At 53.8% G+C, this 25,767-nt stretch carries 23 protein-coding genes; 17 read left to right on the top strand and 6 right to left on the bottom strand.

Annotated features, from left to right (window positions below):
- Positions 1–40 precede the first annotated feature (40 nt).
- From arcD to cydC, 6 genes are all read left to right on the top strand, one after another.
- Positions 41–1,516, top strand: a complete 1,476-nt coding sequence (gene arcD / locus AC13H5_RS13865) for an arginine-ornithine antiporter (protein WP_214753541.1) — start codon at positions 41–43, stop codon at positions 1,514–1,516.
- Positions 1,517–1,531: 15 nt separating this feature from the next.
- A complete protein-coding gene (gene arcC, locus AC13H5_RS13860; protein WP_214753543.1) occupies positions 1,532–2,494 on the top strand; it encodes a carbamate kinase in 963 nt (320 codons plus the stop codon).
- Positions 2,495–2,673: 179 nt separating this feature from the next.
- Entirely contained in the window at positions 2,674–5,016 is a 2,343-nt protein-coding gene (locus AC13H5_RS13855; RefSeq protein ID WP_483546044.1) for a glycoside hydrolase family 31 protein, read from the top strand.
- Positions 5,017–5,147: 131 nt separating this feature from the next.
- Positions 5,148–5,837 carry a Crp/Fnr family transcriptional regulator gene (locus AC13H5_RS13850; protein WP_029594559.1) on the top strand — a complete coding sequence of 230 codons (690 nt, stop codon included), beginning with the start codon at positions 5,148–5,150 and terminating at the stop codon, positions 5,835–5,837.
- A gap of 124 nt (positions 5,838–5,961) precedes the next feature.
- Entirely contained in the window at positions 5,962–7,686 is a 1,725-nt protein-coding gene (gene cydD / locus AC13H5_RS13845; RefSeq protein ID WP_483546043.1) for a thiol reductant ABC exporter subunit CydD, read from the top strand.
- Complete coding sequence (cydC, locus tag AC13H5_RS13840) at positions 7,683–9,398, top strand: thiol reductant ABC exporter subunit CydC (protein ID WP_483546042.1); 1,716 nt, start codon at positions 7,683–7,685, stop codon at positions 9,396–9,398. Before cydD ends, cydC begins: the two co-directional genes overlap by 4 nt.
- Positions 9,399–9,645: 247 nt before the next feature.
- On the opposite strand, the gene AC13H5_RS13835 is transcribed toward cydC, so the two are convergent.
- The 3 genes from AC13H5_RS13835 to AC13H5_RS13825 all read right to left on the bottom strand — a co-directional run bounded on the left by AC13H5_RS13835 (position 9,646) and on the right by AC13H5_RS13825 (position 11,813).
- Positions 9,646–10,170 carry a hypothetical protein gene (locus tag AC13H5_RS13835; protein ID WP_138858668.1) on the bottom strand — a complete coding sequence of 175 codons (525 nt, stop codon included), beginning with the start codon at positions 10,168–10,170 and terminating at the stop codon, positions 9,646–9,648.
- Between the two features lie 146 nt (positions 10,171–10,316).
- Complete coding sequence (locus AC13H5_RS13830; RefSeq protein WP_483546041.1) at positions 10,317–11,387, bottom strand: GGDEF domain-containing protein; 1,071 nt, start codon at positions 11,385–11,387, stop codon at positions 10,317–10,319.
- A gap of 90 nt (positions 11,388–11,477) precedes the next feature.
- Positions 11,478–11,813 carry a hypothetical protein gene (locus AC13H5_RS13825; RefSeq protein WP_029594566.1) on the bottom strand — a complete coding sequence of 112 codons (336 nt, stop codon included), beginning with the start codon at positions 11,811–11,813 and terminating at the stop codon, positions 11,478–11,480.
- Positions 11,814–11,901: 88 nt separating this feature from the next.
- On the opposite strand from AC13H5_RS13825, the gene AC13H5_RS13820 reads away from it, so the two are divergent.
- The 6 genes from AC13H5_RS13820 to AC13H5_RS13795 all read left to right on the top strand — a co-directional run bounded on the left by AC13H5_RS13820 (position 11,902) and on the right by AC13H5_RS13795 (position 16,018).
- Positions 11,902–12,084, top strand: a complete 183-nt coding sequence (locus AC13H5_RS13820) for a hypothetical protein (RefSeq protein ID WP_029594567.1) — start codon at positions 11,902–11,904, stop codon at positions 12,082–12,084.
- 81 nt (positions 12,085–12,165) lie between these two features.
- On the top strand, positions 12,166–13,116 hold the full coding sequence (msrA, locus tag AC13H5_RS13815; RefSeq protein ID WP_029594568.1) for a peptide-methionine (S)-S-oxide reductase MsrA: 951 nt from the start codon (positions 12,166–12,168) through the stop codon (positions 13,114–13,116).
- Between the two features lie 13 nt (positions 13,117–13,129).
- Complete coding sequence (locus AC13H5_RS13810) at positions 13,130–14,425, top strand: DUF2252 domain-containing protein (RefSeq protein ID WP_483546040.1); 1,296 nt, start codon at positions 13,130–13,132, stop codon at positions 14,423–14,425.
- 68 nt (positions 14,426–14,493) lie between these two features.
- Entirely contained in the window at positions 14,494–14,766 is a 273-nt protein-coding gene (locus AC13H5_RS13805; RefSeq protein WP_483546039.1) for a DUF5327 family protein, read from the top strand.
- 104 nt (positions 14,767–14,870) lie between these two features.
- On the top strand, positions 14,871–15,236 hold the full coding sequence (locus tag AC13H5_RS13800; RefSeq protein WP_035385631.1) for a rhodanese-like domain-containing protein: 366 nt from the start codon (positions 14,871–14,873) through the stop codon (positions 15,234–15,236).
- A 149-nt stretch (positions 15,237–15,385) separates the two neighbouring features.
- Positions 15,386–16,018, top strand: a complete 633-nt coding sequence (locus AC13H5_RS13795; RefSeq protein WP_215189326.1) for an HAD family hydrolase — start codon at positions 15,386–15,388, stop codon at positions 16,016–16,018.
- Positions 16,019–16,055: 37 nt separating this feature from the next.
- Here AC13H5_RS13795 and AC13H5_RS13790 read toward each other — a convergent pair whose 3' ends face one another.
- Positions 16,056–17,468, bottom strand: coding sequence for an NAD-dependent succinate-semialdehyde dehydrogenase (locus AC13H5_RS13790; protein WP_215189328.1), 1,413 nt, complete (start codon positions 17,466–17,468; stop codon positions 16,056–16,058).
- Positions 17,469–17,556: 88 nt separating this feature from the next.
- On the opposite strand from AC13H5_RS13790, the gene AC13H5_RS13785 reads away from it, so the two are divergent.
- Both AC13H5_RS13785 and AC13H5_RS13780 read left to right on the top strand, forming a co-directional pair.
- The gene (locus AC13H5_RS13785) at positions 17,557–18,072 is read left to right on the top strand and encodes a glycerol-3-phosphate acyltransferase (RefSeq protein WP_034779488.1); all 516 of its coding nucleotides are present in this window, start codon (positions 17,557–17,559) and stop codon (positions 18,070–18,072) included.
- The gene (locus AC13H5_RS13780) at positions 18,065–19,657 is read left to right on the top strand and encodes a GNAT family N-acetyltransferase (RefSeq protein WP_483546038.1); all 1,593 of its coding nucleotides are present in this window, start codon (positions 18,065–18,067) and stop codon (positions 19,655–19,657) included. Before AC13H5_RS13785 ends, AC13H5_RS13780 begins: the two co-directional genes overlap by 8 nt.
- On the opposite strand, the gene AC13H5_RS13775 is transcribed toward AC13H5_RS13780, so the two are convergent.
- A complete protein-coding gene (locus AC13H5_RS13775) occupies positions 19,596–21,233 on the bottom strand; it encodes an ABC1 kinase family protein (RefSeq protein ID WP_034779485.1) in 1,638 nt (545 codons plus the stop codon). The genes AC13H5_RS13780 and AC13H5_RS13775 overlap by 62 nt on opposite strands.
- A gap of 94 nt (positions 21,234–21,327) precedes the next feature.
- Between AC13H5_RS13775 and AC13H5_RS13770 the strand changes: the two genes are divergently transcribed.
- From AC13H5_RS13770 to AC13H5_RS13760, 3 genes are all read left to right on the top strand, one after another.
- A complete protein-coding gene (locus tag AC13H5_RS13770; RefSeq protein ID WP_034779483.1) occupies positions 21,328–21,933 on the top strand; it encodes a trimeric intracellular cation channel family protein in 606 nt (201 codons plus the stop codon).
- A 13-nt stretch (positions 21,934–21,946) separates the two neighbouring features.
- Positions 21,947–22,312, top strand: coding sequence for a DUF423 domain-containing protein (locus tag AC13H5_RS13765; RefSeq protein WP_483546037.1), 366 nt, complete (start codon positions 21,947–21,949; stop codon positions 22,310–22,312).
- 461 nt (positions 22,313–22,773) lie between these two features.
- On the top strand, positions 22,774–24,309 hold the full coding sequence (locus AC13H5_RS13760) for a murein hydrolase activator EnvC family protein (protein WP_483546036.1): 1,536 nt from the start codon (positions 22,774–22,776) through the stop codon (positions 24,307–24,309).
- A 95-nt stretch (positions 24,310–24,404) separates the two neighbouring features.
- Here the strand turns inward: AC13H5_RS13760 and AC13H5_RS13755 are convergent, their stop codons facing one another.
- A complete protein-coding gene (locus AC13H5_RS13755) occupies positions 24,405–25,766 on the bottom strand; it encodes an amino acid permease (RefSeq protein ID WP_483546035.1) in 1,362 nt (453 codons plus the stop codon).
- Position 25,767: the final 1 nt, after the last annotated feature.

Genomic DNA, 25,767 nt, shown 5'->3' with positions numbered 1-25,767 from the left:
TCTCCCCTCCGGCCCGTACTAAACGAAAGGGATGAGTTCAATGTCTACGAAAATAGCGCATGACTCAAGTGGAACGGCTGGCGTGCAACCAGAGAAGAAAGATCGACGTTTAGGGCTCGGGGCGCTGACGGCACTCGTCGTCGGTTCAATGATCGGCGGCGGCGCCTTCAACTTGGCGGCCGACTTGGCCCAAGGTGCGAACGCGGGAGCGATTTTGATTGGGTGGGTCATCACCGGAATCGGGATTATCGCCCTCGGACTCAGTTTTCAAAATTTGACGATGCGTCGTCCGGATCTCGATGGTGGTGTGTACAGTTATGCCCGTGCCGGCTTCGGTCAGTTTGTCGGGTTCAACTCGGCGTGGGGCTACTGGCTATCCGCGTGGCTCGGCAACGTCGCCTATGCGACGCTTCTGTTCAGTTCGGTCGGCTATTTCTTCCCAATCTTTGAAGGCGGTCAAAACATCGCTTCGATCATTGGTGCCTCGATTATGCTATGGCTCGTGCATTCGTTGATTTTACGTGGTATCCACGAAGCGTCGATGATTAACATCATCACGACGATTGCCAAACTCGTACCGATTTTTGCTTTCATCACCATCACCTTATTCTTCTTCAACCTCGATAATTTCACGTTCGATTTCTGGGGACAGGGTGGTTTCTCATGGGGTAGTGTGAGAGACCAGGTCGTCTCGACGATGCTCGTCACACTATGGGTGTTCATCGGGGTCGAAGGGGCGGTCGTCTTATCTGGACGGGCCCGCAAGCGCTCGGACGTCGGGAAAGCGACGGTCATCGGATTGCTCGGGACGCTCATCATCTATCTGCTCATCTCGGTCATGTCGCTCGGTCTCATGAATCCAGAGAACGTGGCGAACGCCTCGCAACCGGCGATGGCGTACTTGCTCGAGTCAGCGGTCGGACCGTGGGGCGCGATGCTCATCAATGGCGGTCTCGTCATATCAGTTCTCGGAGCATGGCTCGGCTGGACGTTGCTCGCCGCTGAGATCCCATTCGTAGCCGGGAAAGACGGCGTGTTCCCGAAATGGTTCACGAAAGAGAACAAAAACAATGCGCCGGCCAACGCGCTTTGGCTCACGAACGGGTTGATCCAGCTGTTCCTCTTCACGTTCCTGTTCTCGGATGCGGCGTATAATTTCGCGTTCTCGCTCGCCTCGAGCGCCATCTTGATCCCGTACGTCTTCTCGGCCTTCTATCAAGTCAAGGTCGCGAAGAACGGCATCGGCTACAATGCCGGTGAGCGTCGGACCCGCGACCTCATCATCGGAGCCGTCGCCTCGATTTACGGGATTTGGCTCATCTATGCGGCCGGAATCGACTATCTGCTCTTGACGACGTTACTGTACGCACCAGGTACGTTGCTCTACATCAAGGCGCAACGTGAGAACGGCATCAAGACGTTGACGAAGACGGAGTGGATCGTGGCCGGTGTCTTGACCGCGCTCGCCATCTTGGCCGTCGTGCGCATCGTCTCAGGAAATATCTCAGTCTTTTGATCGGGGGAAACCAATATGCGGAATAAACGAGTAGTCATCGCACTAGGTGGAAATGCGATTCAACAAGGTAAAGATGCGACGGCCGAGGCTCAAATTCGAGCCGTTGAGGCGACGGCGGAATCACTGGCCGCGCTTGTCGCCGAAGGGATTGAGGTCATCATCACCCATGGCAACGGGCCGCAAGTCGGAAATTTGATGTTGCAGCAGGCTGCGTCGGACAGTCCGGCGACGCCGGCCTTGCCGCTCGACGTTTGCGGGGCGATGACACAAGGGATGATTGGCTATTGGTTCGAGAACGCCCTCACGAAAGCACTGAGATCTCGTGGTTTGGAACGTTCGGTCGCACCGATCGTCACGCGGTCGGTCGTCGACCCGAACGATAGTGCCTTCAGTCACCCGACGAAGCCGATTGGTCCTTTCTATGACGAGGCGGAAGCGCAGCAGCTTGAACGGACGACCGGTTATGTGTTCAAAGAAGACGCCGGTCGCGGCTATCGCCGCGTGGTCCCGAGCCCGTTTCCAGTGGCGATTCTTGAGCACGCGGTCATCCGTGACCTCGTCGCCCATGAGCACATCGTCGTCGCCTCTGGCGGCGGGGGGATTCCTGTCATCGATACAGCCGATGGCTATATCGGCGTCGAGGCGGTCATCGATAAAGATTTTGCCGCTGCGAAACTCGCCGATCTCGTCGACGCCGACATGCTCCTCATCTTGACGGCCGTCGAGCACGTGTTCGTCGATTTCGGGACACCGTCGGCCCGGGCGCTCGAGGAGACGACGAAAGAACAACTCGAGACGTTTATCGCCGAAGGCCAGTTCGCACCGGGCAGCATGTTGCCGAAAGTTCGGGCCGCCCTTCAATTCGCCGAATCAGGACACGACCGGGTTGCCGTCATCACGTCGCTCGAACAAGCCCTTGCGGCGGTCCGAGGTGAGGTCGGGACGCGCGTCCGACTCGCCGCGACGCTCCAACAATAAGCTCAACGCCACAGACATCAGCGTCTGTGGCTTTTTTCCTGAATTGGCAGCTCGTCGTTTTTTATGGTCCGACATGGGGAAGGAATGTTGTATGTCGATTTAGACATTGTTATCATTTCGAGTGTAAACGTTTGCACAATTTAGAAGGGAAGTGACGAAGAGCGGCAACGCTCGAGCTTATGCGTCTATTTGAAGAGGAGAACGTCTATACGCAACAAATGAAACCGCAGGCAGATGATCGGGCAATCGTCCAAGGGAGCTGCTATCGCTTCACGGTACTGACGAGCCAACTGATTCGGATGGAGTATGCCGAGGATGGGGTGTTCGAAGACCGGCCGACCCAAGTCGTCTTTAACCGGGCGTTCGCAGTCCCAGAGTTTCGCGTGATTGAGGATGAGACGGAATTGCAAATCATCACGGAGCACGTCCACCTCTACTACACGAAAGGGCCGTTCGCGCCGAACACGCTTTACGTCGACGTGAAAGGGAACTTCAGTACGTATTATAGCCGCTATACGTTTAACGGACCGGAGCGGACGTTGAAAGGGACGGCGCGAACGCTCGACCACGTCGACGGGGCGACCGAACTCGGTGAAGGCATCGCCTCGAAACAAGGGTATGCCGTCATCGATGACTCTGATTCGTTCATCATGACCGAGGACCGTTTCGTCGAACCGCGGCGTAAACATATCCATGACTTGTACTACTTCGGGTATGGGCATGAGTATAAGCGCGCACTCCGTGACTTCTATCAATTGACCGGCCCGACGCCGCTGTTGCCACGAAAAGCGCTCGGCAACTGGTGGAGCCGCTATTGGCGCTACGACGAGACGGAATATAAAGAACTCATGCGTCGGTTTAAGACAGAAGACATCCCATTCTCGGTCAGCGTCATCGACATGGATTGGCACGTCACCGACGTCCCGGAAGAATACGGGAGCGGATGGACGGGCTACTCATGGAACAAGAACTTGTTCCCGGACCCGAAAGGATTCTTGACGTGGCTCAAGCAAGAAGGGTTGCTCGTCACGTTGAACTTGCATCCGGCGGATGGTGTGCGTGCCTTCGAAGACCAATATGTGGCGATGGCCGAGGCGATGGGCATCGATCCGTCCCAAGGCGACCGCATCCCGTTCGACTTTTCCGATAAACGCTTCATTCAAGCCTATTTCGAGCAGATGCATCATCCGCATGAAGACGATGGCGTCGATTTCTGGTGGATCGACTGGCAACAAGGCTCGACGTCGAAAATGGAAGGGCTCGACCCGCTCTGGATGCTGAACCACTATCATGCGGCCGACATCGCCCGGGATGGCGATCGACCAATCATCTTCTCCCGTTATTCGGGCCCGGGCAGTCACCGCTATCCGGTCGGTTTCTCGGGAGACACGTTGATTTCGTGGGCGTCGCTCGCGTTCCAGCCGTACTTTACGGCGACCGCTTCCAATATCGGCTATGGTTGGTGGAGTCACGATATCGGTGGCCATTACCGAGGCTCAAAAGACGATGAGCTCGCCGCACGATGGGTCGCGTTCGGTGTGTTCAGTCCAATCATGCGCCTGCACTCGACGTTCAGTACGTTCAACGGGAAAGAGCCGTGGCGCTTCGGTCTCGAGGCGGAGCGGTCGATGAAGACGTTCTTGCGTCTGCGCCATCAATTGATCCCGTACATCTATACGATGAACTGGCGGAACCACGCGGGTGCCTTGCCGCTCATCTTACCGATGTATTATGAACATCCGGACGAGGACGCGGCGTATGAGGTACCGAACGAATACTACTTCGGCAGTGAGCTCATCGTCTCTCCAATCGTCGAGCCGATGAATAAACAGCTCCACGTGGCGGCGACGAACGTCTGGCTACCGAAAGGCGACTGGTTCGACTTCTTCACGGGTCATCGCTACAGCGGAGACAAATCGGTTCGCATGTTCCGTGGGCTCGAAGATCAGGCGGTGTTCGCGAAAGCAGGGGCCATCATCCCGATGGCACGGCATTACTCGGGTCGTAACGATACAGATAACCCGGTCGAATTGGAAGTTCTCGTCTTCCCGGGCGCGTCGAATACGTTCACGCTCTATGAAGACAACGGGTCGGACCGTGACTATGAGACGGGTGCTTACGCTGAGACGACGTTCACGCTTGATTGGGAGGAACGGAAACTCCACATTCACGTTACAGGTGACCGGACCGTCTTGCCGTCTGACCGTAACGTCACGTTACTCCTCCGAGGTGTGACCGGTTCTGGTGAATACAATCGAGAGACCCAGACACTGCGCCTCGAACTCGGTCCGATTGATGAAGAGATGACGGTGTCTCTCCCGGTCGAACTGACGGCGAACGATCACCGGCTCGATCGTTTGTATCGTTTCTTGGACCGCGCCGAGATTTCTTATGATTTAAAAGACAAGTTGTATCGATCGGCGGCAGCGAAGACGCGGCTCGAGGCATGGCTGTTCGATTTGCACGCGCTTGAACTCGACCGTGACCTGCAAGATGCGATCATGGAGTTGATGCTCGATTGAATAACGTGCTGTGACGAAGAGGGTGAAAGCCCCTCTTTTTTTTTGTCAGAAAATCGTTGGATTTTGTAAGCGTTTTCAAATTGAATCCAACTATACTAAAAGGAGAGGCAAGATAGATTGGAGGGTTCAACATGAAACCGAAATGGACCGTAGACGACTTGCGGCAACTCGATGTATTCACCAAATGTACCGCCCGTGAGCTCGAGGCACTGTTGCCCCATGTCTATTGTCGAACGTACCGGAAAGGACAGCTCTTATTCATGGAAGGCGATCCTCGGGAGCGCGTCTACTTTTTAATCAGCGGTTACGTGAAGCTCGAGCGCAACAACGAGACGGCGACCCATCAATATACGGACTACTTGAAACCGAAGCAACTGTTCCCGTATCGCGGCTTGATGACGGAACCGTATTATCAACATTCGGCGGAGGCGTTGACCGATATCGAGGTCATCTATATGCCGACGGACCGATTCGAACAACTCGTCTCTCGGAACGCGTCGATGTTACTCCATATCGTCGGACAGATGAATCGGATTCTCGACTTGCACGAACGACGGGTGCAGGATATCATCACTCCGAGTGCGACCGAACGCGTGCTCAACACGATCCATTACTTGATTGAAGACCTCGGGGAACCGGAAGCAGAGGGGGTTCGCGTCCGGTGTCCGTTCACGACGATTGAAATCTCACGCTTATCCGGTACGTCACGGGAGACCGTGTCGAACATCTTATCGCGCTTACGAAAAGAAGAGGTGCTTCACTTCGATGCGCGTGAATTGATGATTGGCCATCCCGAATACTTTGAACAGTCGACGGTATGACGCCACGTGATATACGCGGCGTCTTTTGCATGTCTGGCTAAGCGAAGCGTTCGCCATGGTCGTGTGCATCAGTTATAATTAGTGAGAATCCTCACAAAGAAAAGTTTTGGATAGTATAGAAAGGATGAACGCAGTGAAACGACTGCAAGCTCTCGCTTTAGCTGAAAAACGCCATATCGTCGGACTCGTCATCGCCGCGGTGATGATCGGATTGTCGATTTTGGCGCAGGCGTATTTAATCGTCGATATCGTCGACCAGGTCTTTTTAAAAAATGCATCGTTTGAAAGCATCATCCCGGCGCTCGGCTGGCTCATTCTCGCCCTCGTCACGCGTGCTTTGTTCGGCTACATGTCAGGACGAATCGGAGCTAGTCTAGCGGAGAAAGCGAAACGGACACTCCGTTTGCAGTTGCTTGACCGTTATACATCGAATCCGATCGAGACATCTTTGTCCGGCCAGTCCGGAAAGAAAGTCAGCGTCTTCATGGACGCAGTCGATGAAGTCGACGCCTACTTCAGCCAATATTGGCCGCAAGTCATTCAAACGTCGATCATTCCGCTGCTCATTCTCGTCGTCGTCTTCAGCCAACATTGGATCTCGGGCATCATCATGATGGTGACGGCGCCGTTCATCCCAATCTTTTTCATTATCATCGGGATTGCGACGCAGAAAAAATCCGAACAACAGATGGAGAAGATGAACCAGTTCTCCGGAAAGTTCTTGGACGTGTTGCAAGGATTGACGACGTTGAAACTCTACGGTCGGACCGAGCGTGAGGCGCAAGCGATTGAAAAGAGCAGTCTCGACTTCCGCGACGCGACGATGGTCGTCTTGAAGACGGCGTTCTTGTCGGGTCTCATGCTCGAGTTCATCTCGATGCTCAGCACAGGGGTCGTGGCGCTCGAAGTGGCGCTGCAAATGGTCGTCTGGCAGAACTTGACGTTCTTCTCCGGCTTTTTGATTCTCGTTTTGGCTCCGGAATACTATTTGGCCATCAAAGACCTCGGCGGTGCGTTCCATACCGGACGCGGCAGCATGGGGGCGGCCGATCGTATTTTCGAGGCGCTCGACGCACCGGATGAACGTCTGCAGTGGGGCGACCGGACGTTGACGAGCCGGACACCCGACCTCGAGCTCGACGAAGCATCATTCGCCTATGAAGGGGGGCGTTTCACGCTCCAGCCTTTAAGCGGCGTGGTTCCTGCCGGTGCCCACGTGGCGCTCGTCGGGGCGAGCGGGTCCGGGAAGACAACCGTCTTGAACGTGTTATCAGGGCTCGTCAAACCTGACAGCGGACGTGTCCTCGTGGACGGTGCACCCCTCGAGACGTACACCGATACGTCATGGTATGACACGATTGGCTATATCTCACAAAACCCGTATTTGTTCGCCGGCACCGTCGCCGATAATATCGGCCTCGGTGAGGCGGCGGACGAAGCGAAGATTCTCGAGGCGGCGACGGCAGCCGGGTTGAACGATGTCATCGCTCAGTTGCCGAACGGTCTTCATACCGAACTCGGTGAAGGGGGTTACGGCTTATCCGGAGGCGAACGGCAGCGGCTCGCCTTGGCCCGGGCCTTCTTAAAACGTCCCGGCATCATCTTGTTCGATGAACCGACGACCGGACTTGATTTAGTGACCGAACAAATCGTTCGGCGCTCAATCGATGAGTTGTCACGTGAGTCAACGCTCGTCACGGTCGCGCATCGTCTGCATACGATCAAACAAGCCGATGCGATTTGGTTCATGGACGAAGGGCGTCTCGTCGCCCAAGGAACACATGACGAACTGCTCAGCGTTCCGCAATACGCTGACTTATTCACGCTACAGAAAGGGGTGAGAGGATGAATTCCCTTTGGACGATCACGAAATGGATGATGCGAGAGAAAAAGGATATCATCCTCTCGATCTTCTTTGGTTATGTCGCTGGCATCGCAGCCGTCGCTTTGTTCGCGGCGAGCGGATACCTCGTCTCACGGGCTGGGCTCGTGCCGCCGCTGTATGCGCTCATGGTGCCCGTCGTTTTGATTAAACTGTTCGGTGTGATTCGGGCGAGTGCTCGCTATCAGGAGCGTCTCGCCTCGCACCGGGCGACGTTCACGATTTTGAGCGAACTCCGGGTCCGATTTTATCGTCAACTCGAGCCGCTCGTCCCGAGCATCTTTGCCAAATATCGGAGTGGGGACTTGCTCGCTCGCGTCGTCGGTGACGTCGAGAGCTTGCAGAACTATTTTTTACGGGTGTTCTACCCGCCGATTATCTTGGTACTCGTCTTCTTGAGCACGATTTTCTTCGTCACATACTTCTCGGTCTGGGTCAGCGTTTGGATCTTGTTCGGCGTCTTCGTGACCGGTTTTTTGATCCCGGCCTTCTTCGCCCGTGTCCGTGCCAAGCATGACCGGGAACTCCGTACCTTGCGAGGAGACCTGTCGAGTGGGATGACGGAGATGATGTACGGCTATCGCGACCTGTTGTTGCACCATCGGCTTGGTCAAACGCGCAACGAACTGCTTGAACAGAGCGACCGCTACGCCGATGCCCAAAAACGAGATGTGACGAACCAGTTCTTCAACTCCTCGCTCGTCGTGGCGGCGTCCTTACTCGTCTCATGGGGTGTTTTGGCCATCGGGGCCTATCTTGTCGTCGACGGGGAATTAAATGGCCTCTTCTTGGCCATGCTCATCATGATGTCGCTCACCGCGTTTGAGAACGCGACACCGATGGCAGTCTTCCCAGGCCACTTTGCTGACAGCAAGCAAGCGGCCGATCGAATGCTCGAAGTGGTCGAGCCGAGTGAAGCGATTGTCGTTGCCGAGTCGGCCCGTACCGACGTAGCGCTCGAGACAGCACCTGACGTATCGTTCGAACGCGTGAGCTATCGCTACCCGGACACGTTCCGTGACGTGCTGAGCGGCGTCGACGTGACGTTAAGAGGCGGTTCAAAGACCGTTATCGTCGGACCGAGCGGCTCAGGGAAATCGACACTACTTCAACTGTTGCTCGCTTTTGTCAGACCTGAGTCTGGTGAGATCCGATTGAATGGACAGCGGTTGGACGATGTGACCCAAGCATCGGTCTGGCGTGAAGCCAGCGTCGTCCTTCAAGAGAACCACTTCTTCTTCGGGACGGTGCGAGAGAACCTGGAGCTCGCCGGTAATTTCTCGGACGCTGAGATGGAAGCGGCGCTCGCGAGTGTCCGCCTCGGTTTCTCGCTCGACGAGCCCGTCTTTGAGAAAGGGGCGAACTTATCGGGCGGCGAGCGGCAACGTCTTGCCATCGCCCGAGCCTTGTTGAAGAATGGATTGCTCTGGATACTTGACGAAGCGACATCGGCGCTCGATGCGCGGACCGAGGCGGACGTGTTCGCCGAGATTTTGCGTCAAGCCGATGAAGCGACGCTCGTCATGGTCAGCCATCGTCTGACTGGGCTCGAACGTTTCGATCACATCATCGTCATGGAGTCCGGACGCATCGTCGAGACCGGATCGTATGATGAACTGATGCACGCACACGGTGTGTTTTATGGATTGAAACAAATCGAACAAGATATCTTTGCATGAAAAAACGAGCGGCTCCGTCGGAGAGCCGCTCGTTTTTTTGGATGGCAAATTTGGGTGCAACAAATGGGGGTTGTCGCATTGCTTTCAAAAAGAGTGTCGTGGAGGGGAATCCACGTGACGTATTGGTTTGGGGAACGTTTACGTCAAGCTTTGGGAGCTACAACTAAAGTATAAGTGATAACGATTCTCATTGTCAATTAGTAGATTGTACAAAAAAACCGCAAACCAAACTGTTTGCGGATCGTTGTCAGCTCGACGGTACGCCCTTACGAAGCGTGAAGCGAAGTAAGCTGAACAAGTAACGAGTATAGAAGAGCGCGAACGCATAAAATACCGCGATGGCAGAAGCACCGAGTTCAACACCTGGAATGTTCATCAAGAACTCGAGGATGAGAATCGACAGCAAGAAAATATAAAGACCTGCATCAAGATAGAGCGGCATCAATTTTCCGCGTTGGTGCCAGAACGTCCGGACGAGTGGTGCGACGATCATCCCGATGATGCGTTCCGCGAACCCGATGCTGAGCACGGCAATCATGAAGGCGGCGACCGTCTCGAACGATACGAGTTCTGAGAAGGCGAACATGGAGATGAGTAGGAGCGGACCGATAAAAATCATCATCGAGAGGGACGTGCGTAAAAAGATAAACAAGTTCCGTTTCATCGTATCGACTCCCCCGAAGAGCGACTGCCGGAACGTCTTGCCACGTTGATAGTCGAGGATGAACGATCCCACAAACATCAAACCGAATAGTGATAACAATACTGTCATGAAATGTGTTTCCCCTTTTTCTGTCCAAATCTATGATCACTGTAAGGATAGTCGAATCAAAGTCTAGCCTAGTGTACCGATTCACTAGTTGAAAGTAAAGCGGGAAAACTGCGGGAAATCGCAATCTTTTGCGAACATGAGGCGCTTTACGACGCCAGAATGAATCGATTTCGTCCCGATTCCTTTGCGTGGTATAACGCTTCGTCGGCATGTTTCAACACGCTGTCGACTTCGATATCGTTCGAATGGCAGGCCCCGAGCGAAACGGTGATATGCAGCGTCCCCGCGCTCGTCTCGAACGGGAAAGTCGAGACTTTTTCTCGTATAGATTCAGCGAGGCGAGTCACTTCATCTCGATTGGCGTTCGGCATGATGATTAAAAATTCTTCTCCGCCGAAGCGGCCGACGAGATGACGCTCTTCACTCTCGGCGACGAGCAACATGCCGAGCTCCCGCAAGACGTCGTCCCCGACGTCATGACCGTACGTGTCGTTCACGCGCTTGAAGTGGTCGATGTCGACGAGGATCAAGGCGTATTCTTTGGCTTCGACGTTCAAGTTGGCCATCGCCTCGTTCAATAGACGCCGGTTGGCGATGCCGGTCAACGCGTCGGTCCGGGCGAGTTGTTGCTGATGTTGGACGTTCTCGAAGTGGCGACGCAACTCTTGGAGCAAACGATACGCGGCACAGGCGCCGCCGTACGCCATGACGATGTAGGCGAGAATGACAGGATAGAACAGTTCGAGCGGCAACGCATAATAGATGGCCGCACCGAAGACGGTGACACTGATCGTCGTGAAGACGAGTAACGTGTTGCGAGTGTTATCGAGTTTTAGCCGCAATAGACTGATGGGAAGGACGAGTCCGATCATCGTCAAGACCGCCAAATAAAAGCCGATGTACGCCCCGTCGGTCACCATGAAAAATCGGGCGGTCAGAAAGATGACGGCAGCGACAACCCCGCTGACCCACCCGCCGAACAAGACGGCAAGCGAGATGGGGATGGAGCGCAAGTCGATCAAAATCCCTTCGAGCGGCAGTGCGTTCGCGAGTAAAATCAAGGCGACGATCCCTGTCTGGACGCCAAGCAGGATTCGACCTTTCAACGGTGACTTCGGTGTCAGACGCGGACGATTGCGGAACGGAAGAAATGAGATCGTGAAGAGGGTGAATAGGATACACAAGTTCAGAAAAAACGAGTTGATGATGGTTAGCATGGCTGCATCCCCTTGCGTGAAATGGAAATAATTAGTTTCAGTTTAGCATATTCAAACAGCGTTGACTGCTTATGGAGGAGTGCAATGTGTTCACCAGTCACGCCATTCTTCCGTCACGTCTTCGTCAGTCTCATAACCGGCTAGAATCGCCCCGGCTTGAATGAAATCGTACAGTTCCTCACGCTCGACCGTCTCGATGAAATGGTCGTGCTCGGTATCGAGCTCGTTCAAGCGCAACACGACGTCGCGGACCGCTGCTAAGACGCTTGCTTCCGTTCCGTCTGCATGTGTCAATGCGGTCACGTACCGTCGGAGCGCGGCGTCAACGGCAAAGATGATCTCGACGGTATACACGTCATCGCCTTCATTCATCCGGTCTTCCCACATCAGTGTCGGGCGATTGGCCCATAACCGTTCAACCTCCATACTAAGTGCCTCCTTCGAAATGAAACATCATCTTCCTCTCTATCATAGCAAACAAATTTGGTATGATAGAAAGAAAGGGGGACTGTCCGTGCGGTATTGGGATCATTTTAAGCGAGCGTTTATTCCGATCGCGCTCATCTTGATCGGGTTGGCCATCTTTTATACATTATCGGCTCGAGGGAATATGGCGTTGACTATTCTCGGGGCGCTTATCGTCGGCGTCATCTTATTTTTAGTGATGCGGCACATGAATCAGGTCGAGGAAGACTAAGACGAGAACACGTTCGTGGTTCTCGTTTTTTGTTGTCGACGAGATTTTTTGGGTACACTACATAGTAAGGAGGGATTTATTATGGCAAAAGCTACATTTGCGGGAGGCTGTTTTTGGTGCATGGTCAAACCGTTTCATAAATACGAAGGGGTCGAGCGCGTCATTTCCGGTTACACGGGCGGGCACGTCGACAACCCGACCTATCAACAAGTCTGTTCGGAGACGACCGGTCACCTTGAGGCGATCGAGGTCACGTTTGACCCGGAAGTCATTTCATATGAGGAACTGTTGCGCATCTATTGGCGTCAAATCGACCCGACCGATGGCGGCGGACAATTCAACGACCGCGGTGAGTCTTATCGACCGGCCATCTTCTATCATTCGGAAGAACAGCGCGTGGCAGCGGAACGTTCAAAGCAAGAAATCGAGGACTCAGGTCGATTCGACCGACCGATTGAAGTCGAGATTCGTCCCGCGAAAACGTTTTGGGAAGCCGAAGACTATCATCAAGACTACTATAAGAAAAATCCGTTCCGCTACGAAATGTATCGGGTCGGTTCAGGCCGTGCCAAGTTTGTGAAAGAGGCGTGGAGCGACAAGAAAATTCAGAAAGAACTGAAAGACCGCTTGACGCCGATCCAATATAAAGTCACGCAAGAGAACGGGACCGAGCCCCCGTTTCAAAATGAGTATTGGGACGAGGAACGAGAAGGATTGTATGTCGACGTGATTGATGGTACGCCGCTCTTCACGTCGCGCGACAAGTTCCAGTCGAATTGCGGCTGGCCGAGCTTCGCCCGTCCAATCGAGGAAAAGCGTATCGACATGAACATGGACACGACGCACCATATGGTCCGGACTGAAGTCCGCTCGAAGGGAGCCGACAGTCACCTCGGTCACTTATTCGATGACGGCCCGAAAGAACTAGGGGGTCTGCGCTACTGCATCAACTCGGCAGCACTCCGTTTCATTCCAAAAGAAGAGTTAGAGTCTGCAGGTTATGGAGAGTACAAGCACTTATTCGATGCGTGAAGGGGAGAAGGTCATGTTCACATCCGTCAAACAACAGATCCGTCGTGAGACGCTCGCGACCGTCTTGGATTACTACGACAAATCGATTCGAAACTTGTCTGAAGCGGCTAGAGATGAGAAGTACAACAAGATGAGCGCGACCCCGTTCTCGTTTTTCCGGGGGAGCTCCCACTTGTTCTATTATGACTTTGCGAAAGTGCCGCTCGCGTTCGATACCGACGCGTCTCATCCGACGTTCATTCAAGGGGACTTGCATTTTGAAAACTTCGGTGTGTTCGAGGATGGGGCCGGAACCATCATTTATGACGTGAACGATTTTGACGAGGCGTATCTCGGGTCTTATTTGTTTGACGTCCTTCGCATGGCGATCTCGGTCGATTTGTTTGCCGCGGAGTCAGGATTTGATGCGAGACGAGCCATTGAGACGTATGCAGAGACATACGCGCTTGCGATGGAACGCTATGCGAATGGGAAGGATGAAGATGTCCAATTCACGAAAGCGAACACGTGCAAAGCAATCAAGAAAGTGATTAAAAAGGCAGAGAAGAAGAAAGACGCATTCATGGCGGAGCGAACGGAAGTCCGGGATGAGGAGCGTTACTTCGCGACAAGTGACGACCTCGTCCCGGTCAGCCCGAAGACTGCCAAACAAATCAAACAGGCATGGCCTGACTATTTGGCATCCTTGTCGGAAAAGCATCGTCACCACGCCGACCATTATGAGATTAAAGACATCGCCATCAAACGGGAGAGCGGTACCGCTTCAATCGGGCTCGAACGGTATTATATTTTGATTGAAGGTGCGGACGCTGAACATGACGAGGATATCATTCTCGAAATGAAGCAGGCGCAATCAGCTGTCCCGTCTCTCTTCTTGCCGACGCATCCATTGTTTGAGGACGGGCTGTCCCATCAAGGAGCCCGCGTCATCGCGGCCCAGCGTGCCATGGTGCACAGTCGTGACCCGTATCTCGGCTACTTGACGATGGACGGGAACGAGTATTACGTGCGGCAACGGTCACCTTATAAGCGGAAAGTGAAAGCGAAGCACATCAAGAATGAGGAATCGCTCATCGAGACGTTGAAAGTACAGGCGGAGATCACGGCCAAAATTCATGCGCGAGCGGATGCGGATGCGAACGTGCTCGACTACGAGGCGAGTGAACGGATTGCGGCTGCCATCGGGGCGTCGCGACCGCTATTCATTCGTCAAATCTCGCGTTGGTCCCAATTTTACGCCAATCAAGTCAGGTTCGACTTTGAGGCGTTCCAATCTTGGCTTAAGACGCGTGCGGAGACCCACGTCTGACGAGCATCGGACTTGCGGTCGGCCCCACGTTTGCCTCAGAATGGAACGGTAAAGGATGTGTGCGACGTATGATTACAGAACAACAGGTCATCATGCAAATGAAACAAGTGATGCGCCAAATTGAACAGTCGAGCGGAGAGACCCAGAAACGCCATTTGGCCAAACTGATGGGGTATTGCGAGCTGTTGCTCGCCGATTCGGCTCCAACGCAGTCCACTGCGGCTCCCGTGGCCCAACCGACCGAGGCGAAACCGCCGCTTGATCGGCAGATGGCAGCGTTTCTCGGGATTCCTTTAGAAGAGGAAGACAAACCGAAAACCGATTCATTGCTCGACTTCTAAGCTGTGCCCCGGGGCACAGCTTTTTTTGCGAGCGTTCGCGTTGACTTATATACCATAGGGGGTATAATGGGGTTAACTAAACTATACCTAACGGAGGCGTGACTATGCTTGATTTCTTGTTTGTCGCAGTAGTGATCGGATTGATTTATTTTTGGTGGACGAAGCGAAACAGCGTCAAAACAGTTTCGACGGATGAATTGAAACGGAAGATTGCCGAAGAGCGAAACATTCAACTGCTCGACGTTCGTGAACCACACGAATACCGGGGCGGGCATATCAAGCAAGCGAAAAATGTGCCGTTATCGGGATTCGGGAACGCGAGTGCCCAATATCCGAAAGATAAAGAACGTCCGGTCTACGTCATCTGTCAAAGCGGGATGCGAAGTCAACGGGCCGCGGCCATGTTGAAAAGCGCGGGTTATACGGACGTCTACTCGGTCAAAGGCGGTATGAGTTTCTGGCGCGGCTGACAGTTCTCGGTTGAACATTTGTTCAGCCGTTTTTTTATGGACTCTGAATTTCACTTTTAGAGGTGAGATTTGCGTGTGACGTTTCCGCTTTCGGAATTGAGGGGATTCTGCTACGGTAGGAGCATAGGAAAGAGAGAGGGGATACAGACATGGCAGTCATTTTATTTGATATCGATGGGACGCTCGTTGACACGACCGGACCGATGACGCAAGCAATCCACGAGGCGTTGGAGCAACTTCCACATTTACCGAAACCGAGCGAGGAAGCGGTCCGATCGGGATACGGATTGGCCGGTAACGCATTTTGGGAGCACGTCATCCCGGAGGCGACAATCGAGGAGATCCGCCAAATTCGCAAACTTCGTCATGAGACGCTCGAACGAGCGATGGAAGGCCAACACGTCTTGTTCGACGGGATTTACGAGATGCTCGAGGCGCTCCACGCGAAAGGGCACACGTTGACGACCGCGAGTAACTGCGGGGTCCATTATTTGAACCTCATGCTCGACTCGCAAAATATCCGCCAGTTTATGACGGCTCCAGAATGTCTTGAATCCGTGAGCGGGGAGAAGAAAGCCGACATTTTGACGGCGCATCGTCTCCGTCACGGCGATAACGACTATGTGATGGTCGGGGATCGTAAATCTGACGTCGAAGCGGCACGAGCGCATGACTTTCCGGTCGTCTTGACCGGTTTCGGCTTCGGCAACGAAGACGAGTGGGCGCTCGCCGATCATGTGATCGCGACGCCGAACGATTTGATCGCCTTGGTCGAAAAATAAAAAAACCGGTTGAACGCGCGACGTTCAACCGGTTTTTTTAGAGTCCAAGCGAAATATATTTTACTTCTAAAAACTCTTCGATGCCGTGGTGCCCACCTTCGCGGCCGAGACCGCTCTGTTTCCAGCCACCGAACGGGGCTTGCGGCGTTGAGGGGAGGCCGTCATTGACGCCGACGATGCCGTATTCGAGCGCTTCGGCCAAATAGAGGGCCTCGTTGATGTCTTGCGTGAATACATAGGCGGCAAGGCCGAACGGGGTCGCGTTCGCCCGTTCAATCACTTCCTCGAGCGAGTCAAACGACGCAATCGGGGCGACAGGACCGAACGTCTCCTCGTTCATGCACAGCATATCCTCATTCGCATAGCGGACGACTGCCGGCCGGACGAACAATCCGTCGAGCTGTTCGCCACCCGTGATTTCCCCGCCCCGGATTTGGGCGTCTTCCAAGTGCTTCATCACTTTCTCGACCGCGGCCTCGTCGATGAGCGGGCCGATATCCGTCCCTTCGTCGAGTCCGTTCCCGACTTCGAGCGCCGCGACGGCCTCAATGAATTTTTCAGAGAACGCATCGACGATGGATTGCTCGACATAAATCCGGTTGGCGCAGACACACGTCTGTCCGCCGTTACGGAATTTCGTCGCGACCGCTTGCGGGACAGCCTTGTCGAGATCTGCCTGTGCCGTGACGATGAGCGGGGCGTGACCACCGAGCTCGAGCGAGATTTTCTTCATCGTATCGGCGGCGCCGCGCATGAGCGTCTTGCCGACCTCGGTCGAACCGGTGAACGTCAATTTGCGGACACGGGGGTCGTGTTGCCACGTGTTCACGATGTCAGAAGCTTTCCCGGTGACAAGATTGATGACACCGGGTGGGAAGCCTGCTTTCTCAGCCAGTTTGACGAGTTCGATCGCCGTCAATGGTGTCGCTGATGCCGGTTTCAATACGACGGTACAACCTGCGGCAAGCGCCGGCGCCAATTTTCGGGTGATCATGGCGGCCGGGAAGTTCCATGGGGTGATGGCGGCGACGACGCCGACCGGTTGTTTAATGGCAAAGATGCGTTTCTTGTTTGACGATGCCGGAATCGTCTCGCCGTACACGCGCCGACCTTCCGCGGCGTACCACTCGATGAAGCCGTTCGCATAGCGGACTTCGCCGATCGCTTCTTGGAGCGGCTTGCCTTGCTCTTCGACCATCGTCCGAGCGATGGCTTCCGTATGTTCATCGATCAGGCGGTTCCATTCGAGCAGGAGGGCGCCTCGTTCTTCTGCCGTTTTCTCTTGCCAGTCCTTCAAGGCGTCGTGGGCGGCATCGACAGCCTGTTTCGCTTCGGCGGTGTCGCTCTTTGTCACCGTGGCCATAATGTTGCCGGTCGCGGGATTCCGCACCTCGATCGTGTCCGATGTATCAATCCATTCTCCGTTGATGAAATTGTTCTCCACTCGCATCTTGATTTCTCCTTTCGTCTAGGTGCACATTAAGAAGGTACCCGATTTCAAAAATCATACACAATTTTACAACGGGGGAGGGATCGCTATGTGGGTCATCATCTTGGGCTATGTCGTCGGCAGTATACTCGGCGGTCGTGTATACGGCAGGTGGAACGGTCAAGACTTGGCAACGAGTGGGTCGGGAAATACCGGTGCCCGCAATGCGTTACGGATCGGCGGGAAGCGAGCGTTCTTGTTCGTTTACGGATTCGACGTCTTGAAGACGGTACTCGTCTTGTCGATCAGCGGTCCATATTTTTTTGAGACCGGGCTCGCCTTGACGCTCGGGCACATTTATCCGATGTGGCATATTCGCACCGGTGGGAAGGGGTACGCCGTATTTTCTGGAATTATATTAGCGTACAGCCCGCTATGGTTTTTAGCAGGACTTGCCATGTTGCTCATTCTCATCAAACTGACGCGTAACTCGCGCGAGACGGGGCTCGTCATGCTCATGCTCTTGCCGCTCGCGGCCTGGGGGGACGCAACAGATGTCGGTGTGGCCAGTTTGACGATGATTTTGATCATGTACCATCATATAAGGGGGAAACAACGTGCTTGAATTTCGAAGAGCGACGCCGGGGGATGCGGAAGCGATTCATCGATTGAACTATGAGACGTTTGTCGAAGAAATCCCGCAACACCATCCGAACGCGGAGCGACGACTCGTCGATCGCTTCCATGATACGAATACATACTGGATTGGGTTGGCGGACGGACAGCTTGTCGCCATGTGTGCCATCCGTGACGAGCGACCGTTCTCACTCGAACAAAAAGGGGTGACGTTACCACCGGGGGAATGGATTGAAGTCCGGCTATTGGCGGTGACGCCCGCCTATCGGAACACGCGGACGTTTGCCGGTCTCATGCGTGGGATGCTCTTGGAAGCGACAGAGCGGGGCGTCGAAGGGATTGTCATCAGTGGCACCGTACGTGAACAGAAGTTGTATCGACGCTTCGGATTTACCCCGTTCGCAGAACCGGTCGGGACGGTGGAAGCGTTATACGTGCCGATGAAGCTGACCCGCTCTGGGTTTATGCAATCCGAGACCGCACGAACGTTGCGTCCGAAGCAACTCCTCGCCGGTCCTGTCGAACTGTCATCCCGCGTTCGCTCCGCCTTGGCCATGCAGCCGTTATCACACCGGTCAGTCGAGGCCAGCCGTTTGCTCCATTCGGTCCAGCTGAAGTTAAGCGCCCTCATCAAGTTACCTCATATTTACACGTTACTCGGGAGCGGGACGATCGCGAACGATGCAGTTGCCGCCCAGTTGACTGGACAAGGGATGATTCTCGATACAGGTGAGTTCGGTCGACGACTCATCGACCATGCCAACCGGGCCGGGCTTGAATTTGAGGTCTTGTCGCTCTCTGGGGGGCAGCGCATTGACGTCCAGCAACTCGAGCGGCAACGGCCGGATTGGATTTGGACGGTCCACTGCGAGACGTCGACGGGGAGAATGGTCGACTTGGAGGCGTTGCGTCACTATGCACGCAAGTGTGAAACGGTAATTGCGATTGATGCGATCAGCGCAGTCGGTACGCTTGAGACGGACTATGCCTTTGCGGACATGGTGACGTTCGTGTCGGGAAAGGCGCTTCGCAATGCACCGGGATTGGCGTTTGTCGCGATGAGACATCGAGCCGTCCCGAACCCGTCGATTTCACGCTATTTGGACTTGGCGGGCTATGACCCGATTGCCTTCACGCAATCGGTCCCGCTCATTCAAGCAATGGACATCGCGTTGGACGAACTGACAGACGCGGAGATTGGGACGCATCAATCAAAACTCGATGTGTTCGTGAATGAACTTTTGCGCCGAGGCGCACCGGTTAAAATCGGAGACGACCAAGCACCGGGTATTTTTTCGCTCACGTTACCGGAACATCTTTCCTCGCTTGAACTGGGGCGCCAGTTGATGTTCCAGGGCTATCAAGTGCAATATGAGAGCGCCTATTTACGGCGTGCGAACTGCCTCCAAGTCTCCACGATGGGATGGACGACCGAGCGGGATTTGCAGCAAGTCGCCGCCTATATCGGGACGTGGCTCCAGAAAAAAACCGCCACTCGAGAGAGTGACGGGGTCAAACACGGAAATCTTGGCGTGCCAAATGACGAATCTTACGACCGAGGCGTCTTGAGTTGAAGTAGGCGACGACGGCGACGACCCCACCTGACCAAAACAGCCACTCGTCAGGCCGGATATAGCCGAACAGGCCGACGACGAGGCCGAGGATGATGACCCCTGAGTTGAACGTCTGGCGGTGGAGCAGTTCTTTGGACTCGAGGTCGCGTTGGAACATCGCCTGCTCGGACAGGCGCTTCCGGGTCGGTTCTTTCAAATAGTTATCGAGCAGCGGCGGGACGTTCAGTAACTTCTTCCCGTAGTTGAGCGCCGTCATGACGTAACGGTTCTGAATCGTCGTCCCATCGGACTCGAGCCATTGGATCACGATCGGTTTACCGAGCGTGAACAAATCGATTTTCGGGTCGAGGATTTGCAGAATCCCGAGCAGCGTCGAAGCGGCCCGACCGAAGAAGGCGAACTCGGCCGGCAGTTGGATCGGCTCGTTTTTGACGAGCAGTTGGATATCTTGCAACACTTTTTCGATCAGCTTCGTATCGACCGTATCGATATCGGTCTCTAAATAGAACGTGACCGCTTTTTCAAGCGCTTGACGAATGTTGTGCTTGTTCGCCGTCGGCAACAGAAAACGCAAGTCTTCAAGACCGTCGACGACACCGTCATAATCGAGCGAGATGAACGCCTGCAAGATTTTACGGATCGTCGCCATGTCTTGGGCAGTCGATGACCCGACCATTCCGAAGTCGAGCAGGATGATCGTCCCGTCGGCCCGGATTTGGACGTTACCGGGGTGGGGGTCGGCGTGGAATTGCCCACCGAACAACAGTTGCTCGGCTGCCATCGTGAACAACCGTTCGGCAAGTGCGGAGCGGTCGATATTATTTTCTTTTAAGAAAGCGAGGTCGGTGATGCGGCGGGCTTCGACCCAATCCATCGTCAACACCCGATTCGTACAAAGGTGGTCATAATAGTCCGGGATGTACACGTCGGGGTTATCGGCGTATTTCGCTTTGAAATAATGGGCGTTCTTCAATTCGGTTTGGAAATTTAACTCGTCCCCGATGACAAAAATCATTTGGCGATATAAGCTATCTAAGTCGGTCGATTTTGCCAGCGATGTCCGCTTGAGCATCGTCGTGACGATTCGCATCGCTTTGAAGTCGGTCCGAATGATTTTTTCGATATCCGGACGTTGGATTTTCAGCGCGACACGCTTCCCGGTTTCCAGGAGTGTGGCGCCGTACACTTCCCCAATCGAGGCAGAGGCGACGGCGTCGATGCCGACGTCCTTCACGACTTGGGTGTACGGGACGCCCCATTCTGCTTCCAAGATGGCGCGAGACTTGTCCCAGCCCGATGTCGGGACGCGGTCGACAAGCTCGGATAACTCGTTCAATACGGACGGAGGCAACAAGTCGGCCCGAATCGATAGAAACTGCCCGAGCTTGATCAACAGCCCCTCGAGCCGGAGCGCGTTCCGTTTATACTCGCGGGCAAGGTTCAACATGAGCGCCTCGTACTCTTCGGTCGACGCGAGACCTTGCTGCTGTTTGCGGGAGAATGCATAAATTTTAATGATGAATCGGGCGAACATCGTGACGATAATCCATATGCGGAACAAGGCGATTCGTTTCATAAAAGTACCGACATCCTTTACAAGCAGTCGCTCGACTGATCTGATTTTTTGTATCTTAACTTTACCACAGAATGCTTTCAAGAAAGGGCAAGGGATGTTTATGGAGTGGGAATTACTCAACGTCGTCGGAACAATCGCATTCGCGGCGAGCGGTGCCATCATCGCGATGGACGAGAAATATGATATTTTTGGGGTGTGGTTGCTCGCTTTTACGACGGCTTTCGGTGGCGGTGCCATCCGAAACGTCTTGCTCGGGAACCCTGTCAGCTTGATTTGGCAACAAAACGATCTCTTCATCCTTTGTTTTCTTGTCGCGTTGCTCATCTTCCTGTTGCCGAGTGTCGTTTTGCCCCATTGGGAACGCTGGGGTGTCATCGTCGATGCCATCGGGCTCGTGGCTTTCGCGTTTCAAGGCGCACAAGTTGCCATCAAGCTGGATTTACCATTGTCGGCAGCGATTGCGGCTGCCGTCCTGACAGGTGTCGGTGGGGGGGTCGTCCGTGATTTATTGGCCGGCCGGAAACCGCTCGTCCTCCAGTCTGAAGTGTACGCGATGTGGGCGATCATCATCGCGGTCGTCACGTATTATTTTCGGCTTGAAGGGGGACTCCCCGTCTACACGTTACTCGTTGTCGTCGCGGCGCTTCGAGTGATATCCTACTATCGGAAGTGGAATTTACCTGCACGGAAAGTGCGATAAGGGGGAAATTAGTATGAAACTATTGCTCATCATCGGCGCCGCCTTAATGGCGCTCGGCGTCGCGCTCGGTGCGTTCGGGGCCCATGCTTTGAAAGAACGTCTGGCACCGAACATGCTCGCCAACTGGCAGACCGGCGTGCTCTACCATATGATTCACGCCATCGGCATCATCGCGTTAGCGAGCATCTTGATGAAAGTGAGCGTTAGCCAGTTCAACACAGCAGGCTGGCTCATGTTTGCGGGAATTCTCTTTTTCTCAGGCAGTCTATACGTCATGGCATTGACTGGAATTACGAAGCTCGGGGCGGTCACGCCAATTGGTGGCGTCTTGTTTATCGCAGCCTGGGTGTTCGTCATCATCGGTGCGCTCAAACTGTAATCAAACGTTAACGTGTGATTAACAGTCGTCGTGTAACATTCTAAGTGTGAGACCCCTCGTCTTCACACGACAACGAACAATTGGCCCGGTTGGCTTCTTCGCCTTGAGCGAGACACCAACCGGGCCCTTTTTTACGTTTTTTGGGAATGGTTAGACTTAGAAAAACGACTGGATAACGTTATTTAAATATAAGGTCAATGATTTCCTATTTTCAACTATTGTTACAAAAGTGTTTCGAGAAAAGAAAAGTGAAAAAATGTTGAAATATAAAGGAGTGGGGAGCTACATGAGGTCTTCGCATCATCAGTCGTAATAAAAGTGAAATATAACTTTAACAGGAAAACATTCGACACTTCGATATAATTAGTCGTGTTGAAACTAAAAAATTAATCGTTTTTGTTACATAGCAAAACGACTGACCTTAAATAGAACGTGAACGCCAACCCCTTAAACTAGAAAGGATGTCCCCATTGATCAATTGGAAACGCACCGTCTCGACACTTACGCTTAGCGCGCTTCTTCTTGGGACGCACTCGGTGGCTGATGCCTCGACGTCAATCAAGGAGAAACAAGAACAGCAGAAAAAAGTGCAAGAGCAACGAAATAACGTCAAACAGAACCAATCGAACACGTCTTCAAAAATCAAGCAAAACAAAAATGAAATCTCGAAAGTCCAAACGGAAGTCAACAAGATGGATGCCCAGCTTCAAGATATCATCAACGATGTCGCGGCAAAACGCCAAGAAATCAAGCGGACTGAATTGAAGATTGAAGACCTTGAGAAAGATATTAAAGGTTACGAGAAGAAGATGAAAGCCCAAGAAGAGATGATGAAAGAGCGCATGGCCACGATGCAAACGAACGGCGGCGGCTCAATCAACTGGGCGGAGTTTATCTTCGGTTCGAAAAACTTCTCGGACTTGATCACACGCATGATCACGGCCGGAACGATTCAACGGAGCGACCAAGAGTTGTTTGAAGATTACGAAGCGACGCGCCAATCGTTAAAAGAAGCGCAAGCCTCACTCAAAGAAGAGCGTGCTTCGCTCTTGAAACAACAAAAAGCGCTTGAAGTGCGCCAAGCTCAACTCGAGAAGAAGATGAAAGAGCGCGAAGCCCGCATCAAAGAGCTCGAGAAGAAGAATATTAAGTTTGAATCGCAAATCTTCGACCTTCAAGAAATCGAAGCGACGTTAATCGCCCAAGAAGAAGCGATTGCGGCTGAAATTGAAGCACAGCGTCGTGAGGAAGAAGAAGCACGTCGTCGCGCTGAAGAAGCGGCTCGTCAAGAAGCGGCACGCAAGGCTGAAGAAGCTCGTCAAGCGGAAGCGGCTCAAGCGGCAGCAGCAGCGCGTCAAGCAGAAGAAGCAAGAGCGGCAGCGGCTAAAGCCGAGGCAGAACGAGCAGCAGCTCAAAAACAGCAGAACAGTAACAATAATACCCAGTCATCTGCATCTTCAAACCAGACGACACAAAATAATACACCAGCGCCAAAGCCGGCAGCACCGAAACCAGCACCTGCACCAGCGCCAAAACCGAAACCAGCACCGACTGCACCGACGACATCAGCACCAGCACCATCTGGCGCGATGTTCATTCAACCGACAACGGGTCGTTTCTCACAAGGATGGGGACCGGCAAGCGGTCAATTCGGCTACTCGTTCCATAACGGTGTCGACATTGCAGGACCTGTCGAGACGCCAATCCGTGCCTCGGCAACCGGAACGGTCATCCGTGCCGGCTGGGGTGGAGCATATGGGAATCACGTCATGATCGCCCACGTCATCAACGGACAAGTATGGACAACGGTCTATGCTCACTTGAACTCGGTCTCAGTCAGTGCCGGTCAACGTGTGACGCAAGGATCAAACATCGGTGGACTTGGTAACACGGGTAACTCTTCAGGCCCGCACCTTCACTTCGAGATCCATCAAGGCAACTACTCGTACTCGGGAACGGACGCGGGAAGCACAGTTAACCCACGTCAGTTCTTCTGATGAATATACGAGGACCCGTCAATCGTGACAGGTCCTCGTTTTGTGCTCGATGAAACCAAAAACAAGCGCCTCTCCGCAATGGAGAGGCGCTTGTTTCAGTTGGCTTGTTCGATATCGTCTGATTGATTGTTCGCTTTACGGAACCGTTCACGGACAAGATAGATGATGGTCAATCCGACCAACCATGGAATCCCGAACTTGAGCAAAATGTTGAAATCGGTGAACCATGTCGTGATCATGAGGCTGAGCAACAGCCCGGCACCGAGTAACGGCAAGAACGGGTAACCGATCATGCGGACCGGTAATTTGCGCCCGGTCCATTTTTTGCGGAAGAACAAATGCGAGACGAACACCATGAACCATGTGAAAATCGCTCCGAACATCGAGATCCCCATGAGGAACGGATACGACGATTCCATGAACACTTGAAGCAGCGCCGCGAGAATGATTCCGCCTGTCGAGACGAGCAAGGCGGGCAATGGAATCCCGCTAGTGCTGACTTTTTTAAAGAGACGCGGAGCATCACCAGCTTCGGCGAGGGAATACATCATTCGCGTTGAAGCATAGAGCTGAGCGTTCATCGCTGACAAGGCAGCGATCAAGATGACAAAGTTTAAAATGCCGGCTGCGCCAGGCACGTCGAACTGCTGCATGACGAGAACGAATGGGCTTTGATCAATCCCGGCCTGCTGCCAAGGGATGAGCATGAGCATGATGCCAATCGTGATGAGATAAAAGAACGTCAAGCGGAACACGGTCGCGCGCAACGCTTTCGGGACGGCACGGTCCGGGTCTTTCGCTTCGCCGGCCGTGACGGCGACGAGCTCGGTCCCGAGGAAACTGAAGAGGGAGATGAAAATCGTCACCCACATCCCGTAAAACCCGAAGGCGAAGAAACCTTCATCACCGGTCGTGATCGATTCGATTGGTGAACCGGGTTGACCGAACAGCGTGGCTGCCCCGAGCACGATGAAGAGGATGATGGCGGTCACTTTGATGAACGATAACCAGTATTCGGTCGTCCCGAACGTATGGACGTGCCGGGCGTTCACATAGATGAGCAAACCGCCGAATACGGCGACCCAGACGAATCCGTTCACATCGGGGAACCAGTAGCGCATATAGATGGCGATCGCGCTCACTTCGACGCCGATGGCGAGGACGTTGGCGACCCAGTACGAGTAGCGGACCAAAAAGCCGGCGAGTGGATGGACATATCGCTCGGCAATCGTGCCGAATGAGCCTGAGGTCGGATGGGCGACCGTCATCTCGGCGAGACAGCCCATCAGTAAGAGGACGATGAACGCCCCGATGGCGTAACTGACGAGCACGCTCGGTCCTGCCGTTTGGATGGCGAGCCCGCTTCCGAGGAAGAGGCCCGTCCCGATGGCGCTACCGAGCGAAATCATCGTCAACTGCCGTGTAGACAGTTCACGTTTTAATTTGCTAGTTTCCAAA

It is taken from the genome of Exiguobacterium sp. FD-YE-25-4 (genome assembly GCF_057004685.1).
The sequence above is the reverse complement of the archived record's forward strand: the minus strand, read 5'-3'. Positions and strand labels throughout refer to the sequence as shown.

Bases quoted from the DNA above. Each gene is read 5' to 3' on its own strand.
- arcD (WP_214753541.1), top strand. From the start codon at position 41: ATGTCTACGAAAATAGCGCATGACTCAAGTGGAACGGCTGGCGTGCAA.
- arcC (WP_214753543.1), top strand. From the start codon at position 1,532: ATGCGGAATAAACGAGTAGTCATCGCACTAGGTGGAAATGCGATTCAA.
- AC13H5_RS13855 (WP_483546044.1), top strand. From the start codon at position 2,674: ATGCGTCTATTTGAAGAGGAGAACGTCTATACGCAACAAATGAAACCG.
- AC13H5_RS13850 (WP_029594559.1), top strand. From the start codon at position 5,148: ATGAAACCGAAATGGACCGTAGACGACTTGCGGCAACTCGATGTATTC.
- cydD (WP_483546043.1), top strand. From the start codon at position 5,962: ATGAACGCAGTGAAACGACTGCAAGCTCTCGCTTTAGCTGAAAAACGC.
- cydC (WP_483546042.1), top strand. From the start codon at position 7,683: ATGAATTCCCTTTGGACGATCACGAAATGGATGATGCGAGAGAAAAAG.
- AC13H5_RS13835 (WP_138858668.1), bottom strand. From the start codon at position 10,170: ATGACAGTATTGTTATCACTATTCGGTTTGATGTTTGTGGGATCGTTC.
- AC13H5_RS13830 (WP_483546041.1), bottom strand. From the start codon at position 11,387: ATGCTAACCATCATCAACTCGTTTTTTCTGAACTTGTGTATCCTATTC.
- AC13H5_RS13825 (WP_029594566.1), bottom strand. From the start codon at position 11,813: ATGGAGGTTGAACGGTTATGGGCCAATCGCCCGACACTGATGTGGGAA.
- msrA (WP_029594568.1), top strand. From the start codon at position 12,166: ATGGCAAAAGCTACATTTGCGGGAGGCTGTTTTTGGTGCATGGTCAAA.
- AC13H5_RS13810 (WP_483546040.1), top strand. From the start codon at position 13,130: ATGTTCACATCCGTCAAACAACAGATCCGTCGTGAGACGCTCGCGACC.
- AC13H5_RS13805 (WP_483546039.1), top strand. From the start codon at position 14,494: ATGATTACAGAACAACAGGTCATCATGCAAATGAAACAAGTGATGCGC.
- AC13H5_RS13800 (WP_035385631.1), top strand. From the start codon at position 14,871: ATGCTTGATTTCTTGTTTGTCGCAGTAGTGATCGGATTGATTTATTTT.
- AC13H5_RS13795 (WP_215189326.1), top strand. From the start codon at position 15,386: ATGGCAGTCATTTTATTTGATATCGATGGGACGCTCGTTGACACGACC.
- AC13H5_RS13790 (WP_215189328.1), bottom strand. From the start codon at position 17,468: ATGCGAGTGGAGAACAATTTCATCAACGGAGAATGGATTGATACATCG.
- AC13H5_RS13785 (WP_034779488.1), top strand. From the start codon at position 17,557: ATGTGGGTCATCATCTTGGGCTATGTCGTCGGCAGTATACTCGGCGGT.
- AC13H5_RS13775 (WP_034779485.1), bottom strand. From the start codon at position 21,233: ATGAAACGAATCGCCTTGTTCCGCATATGGATTATCGTCACGATGTTC.
- AC13H5_RS13770 (WP_034779483.1), top strand. From the start codon at position 21,328: ATGTTTATGGAGTGGGAATTACTCAACGTCGTCGGAACAATCGCATTC.
- AC13H5_RS13765 (WP_483546037.1), top strand. From the start codon at position 21,947: ATGAAACTATTGCTCATCATCGGCGCCGCCTTAATGGCGCTCGGCGTC.
- AC13H5_RS13760 (WP_483546036.1), top strand. From the start codon at position 22,774: ATGTCCCCATTGATCAATTGGAAACGCACCGTCTCGACACTTACGCTT.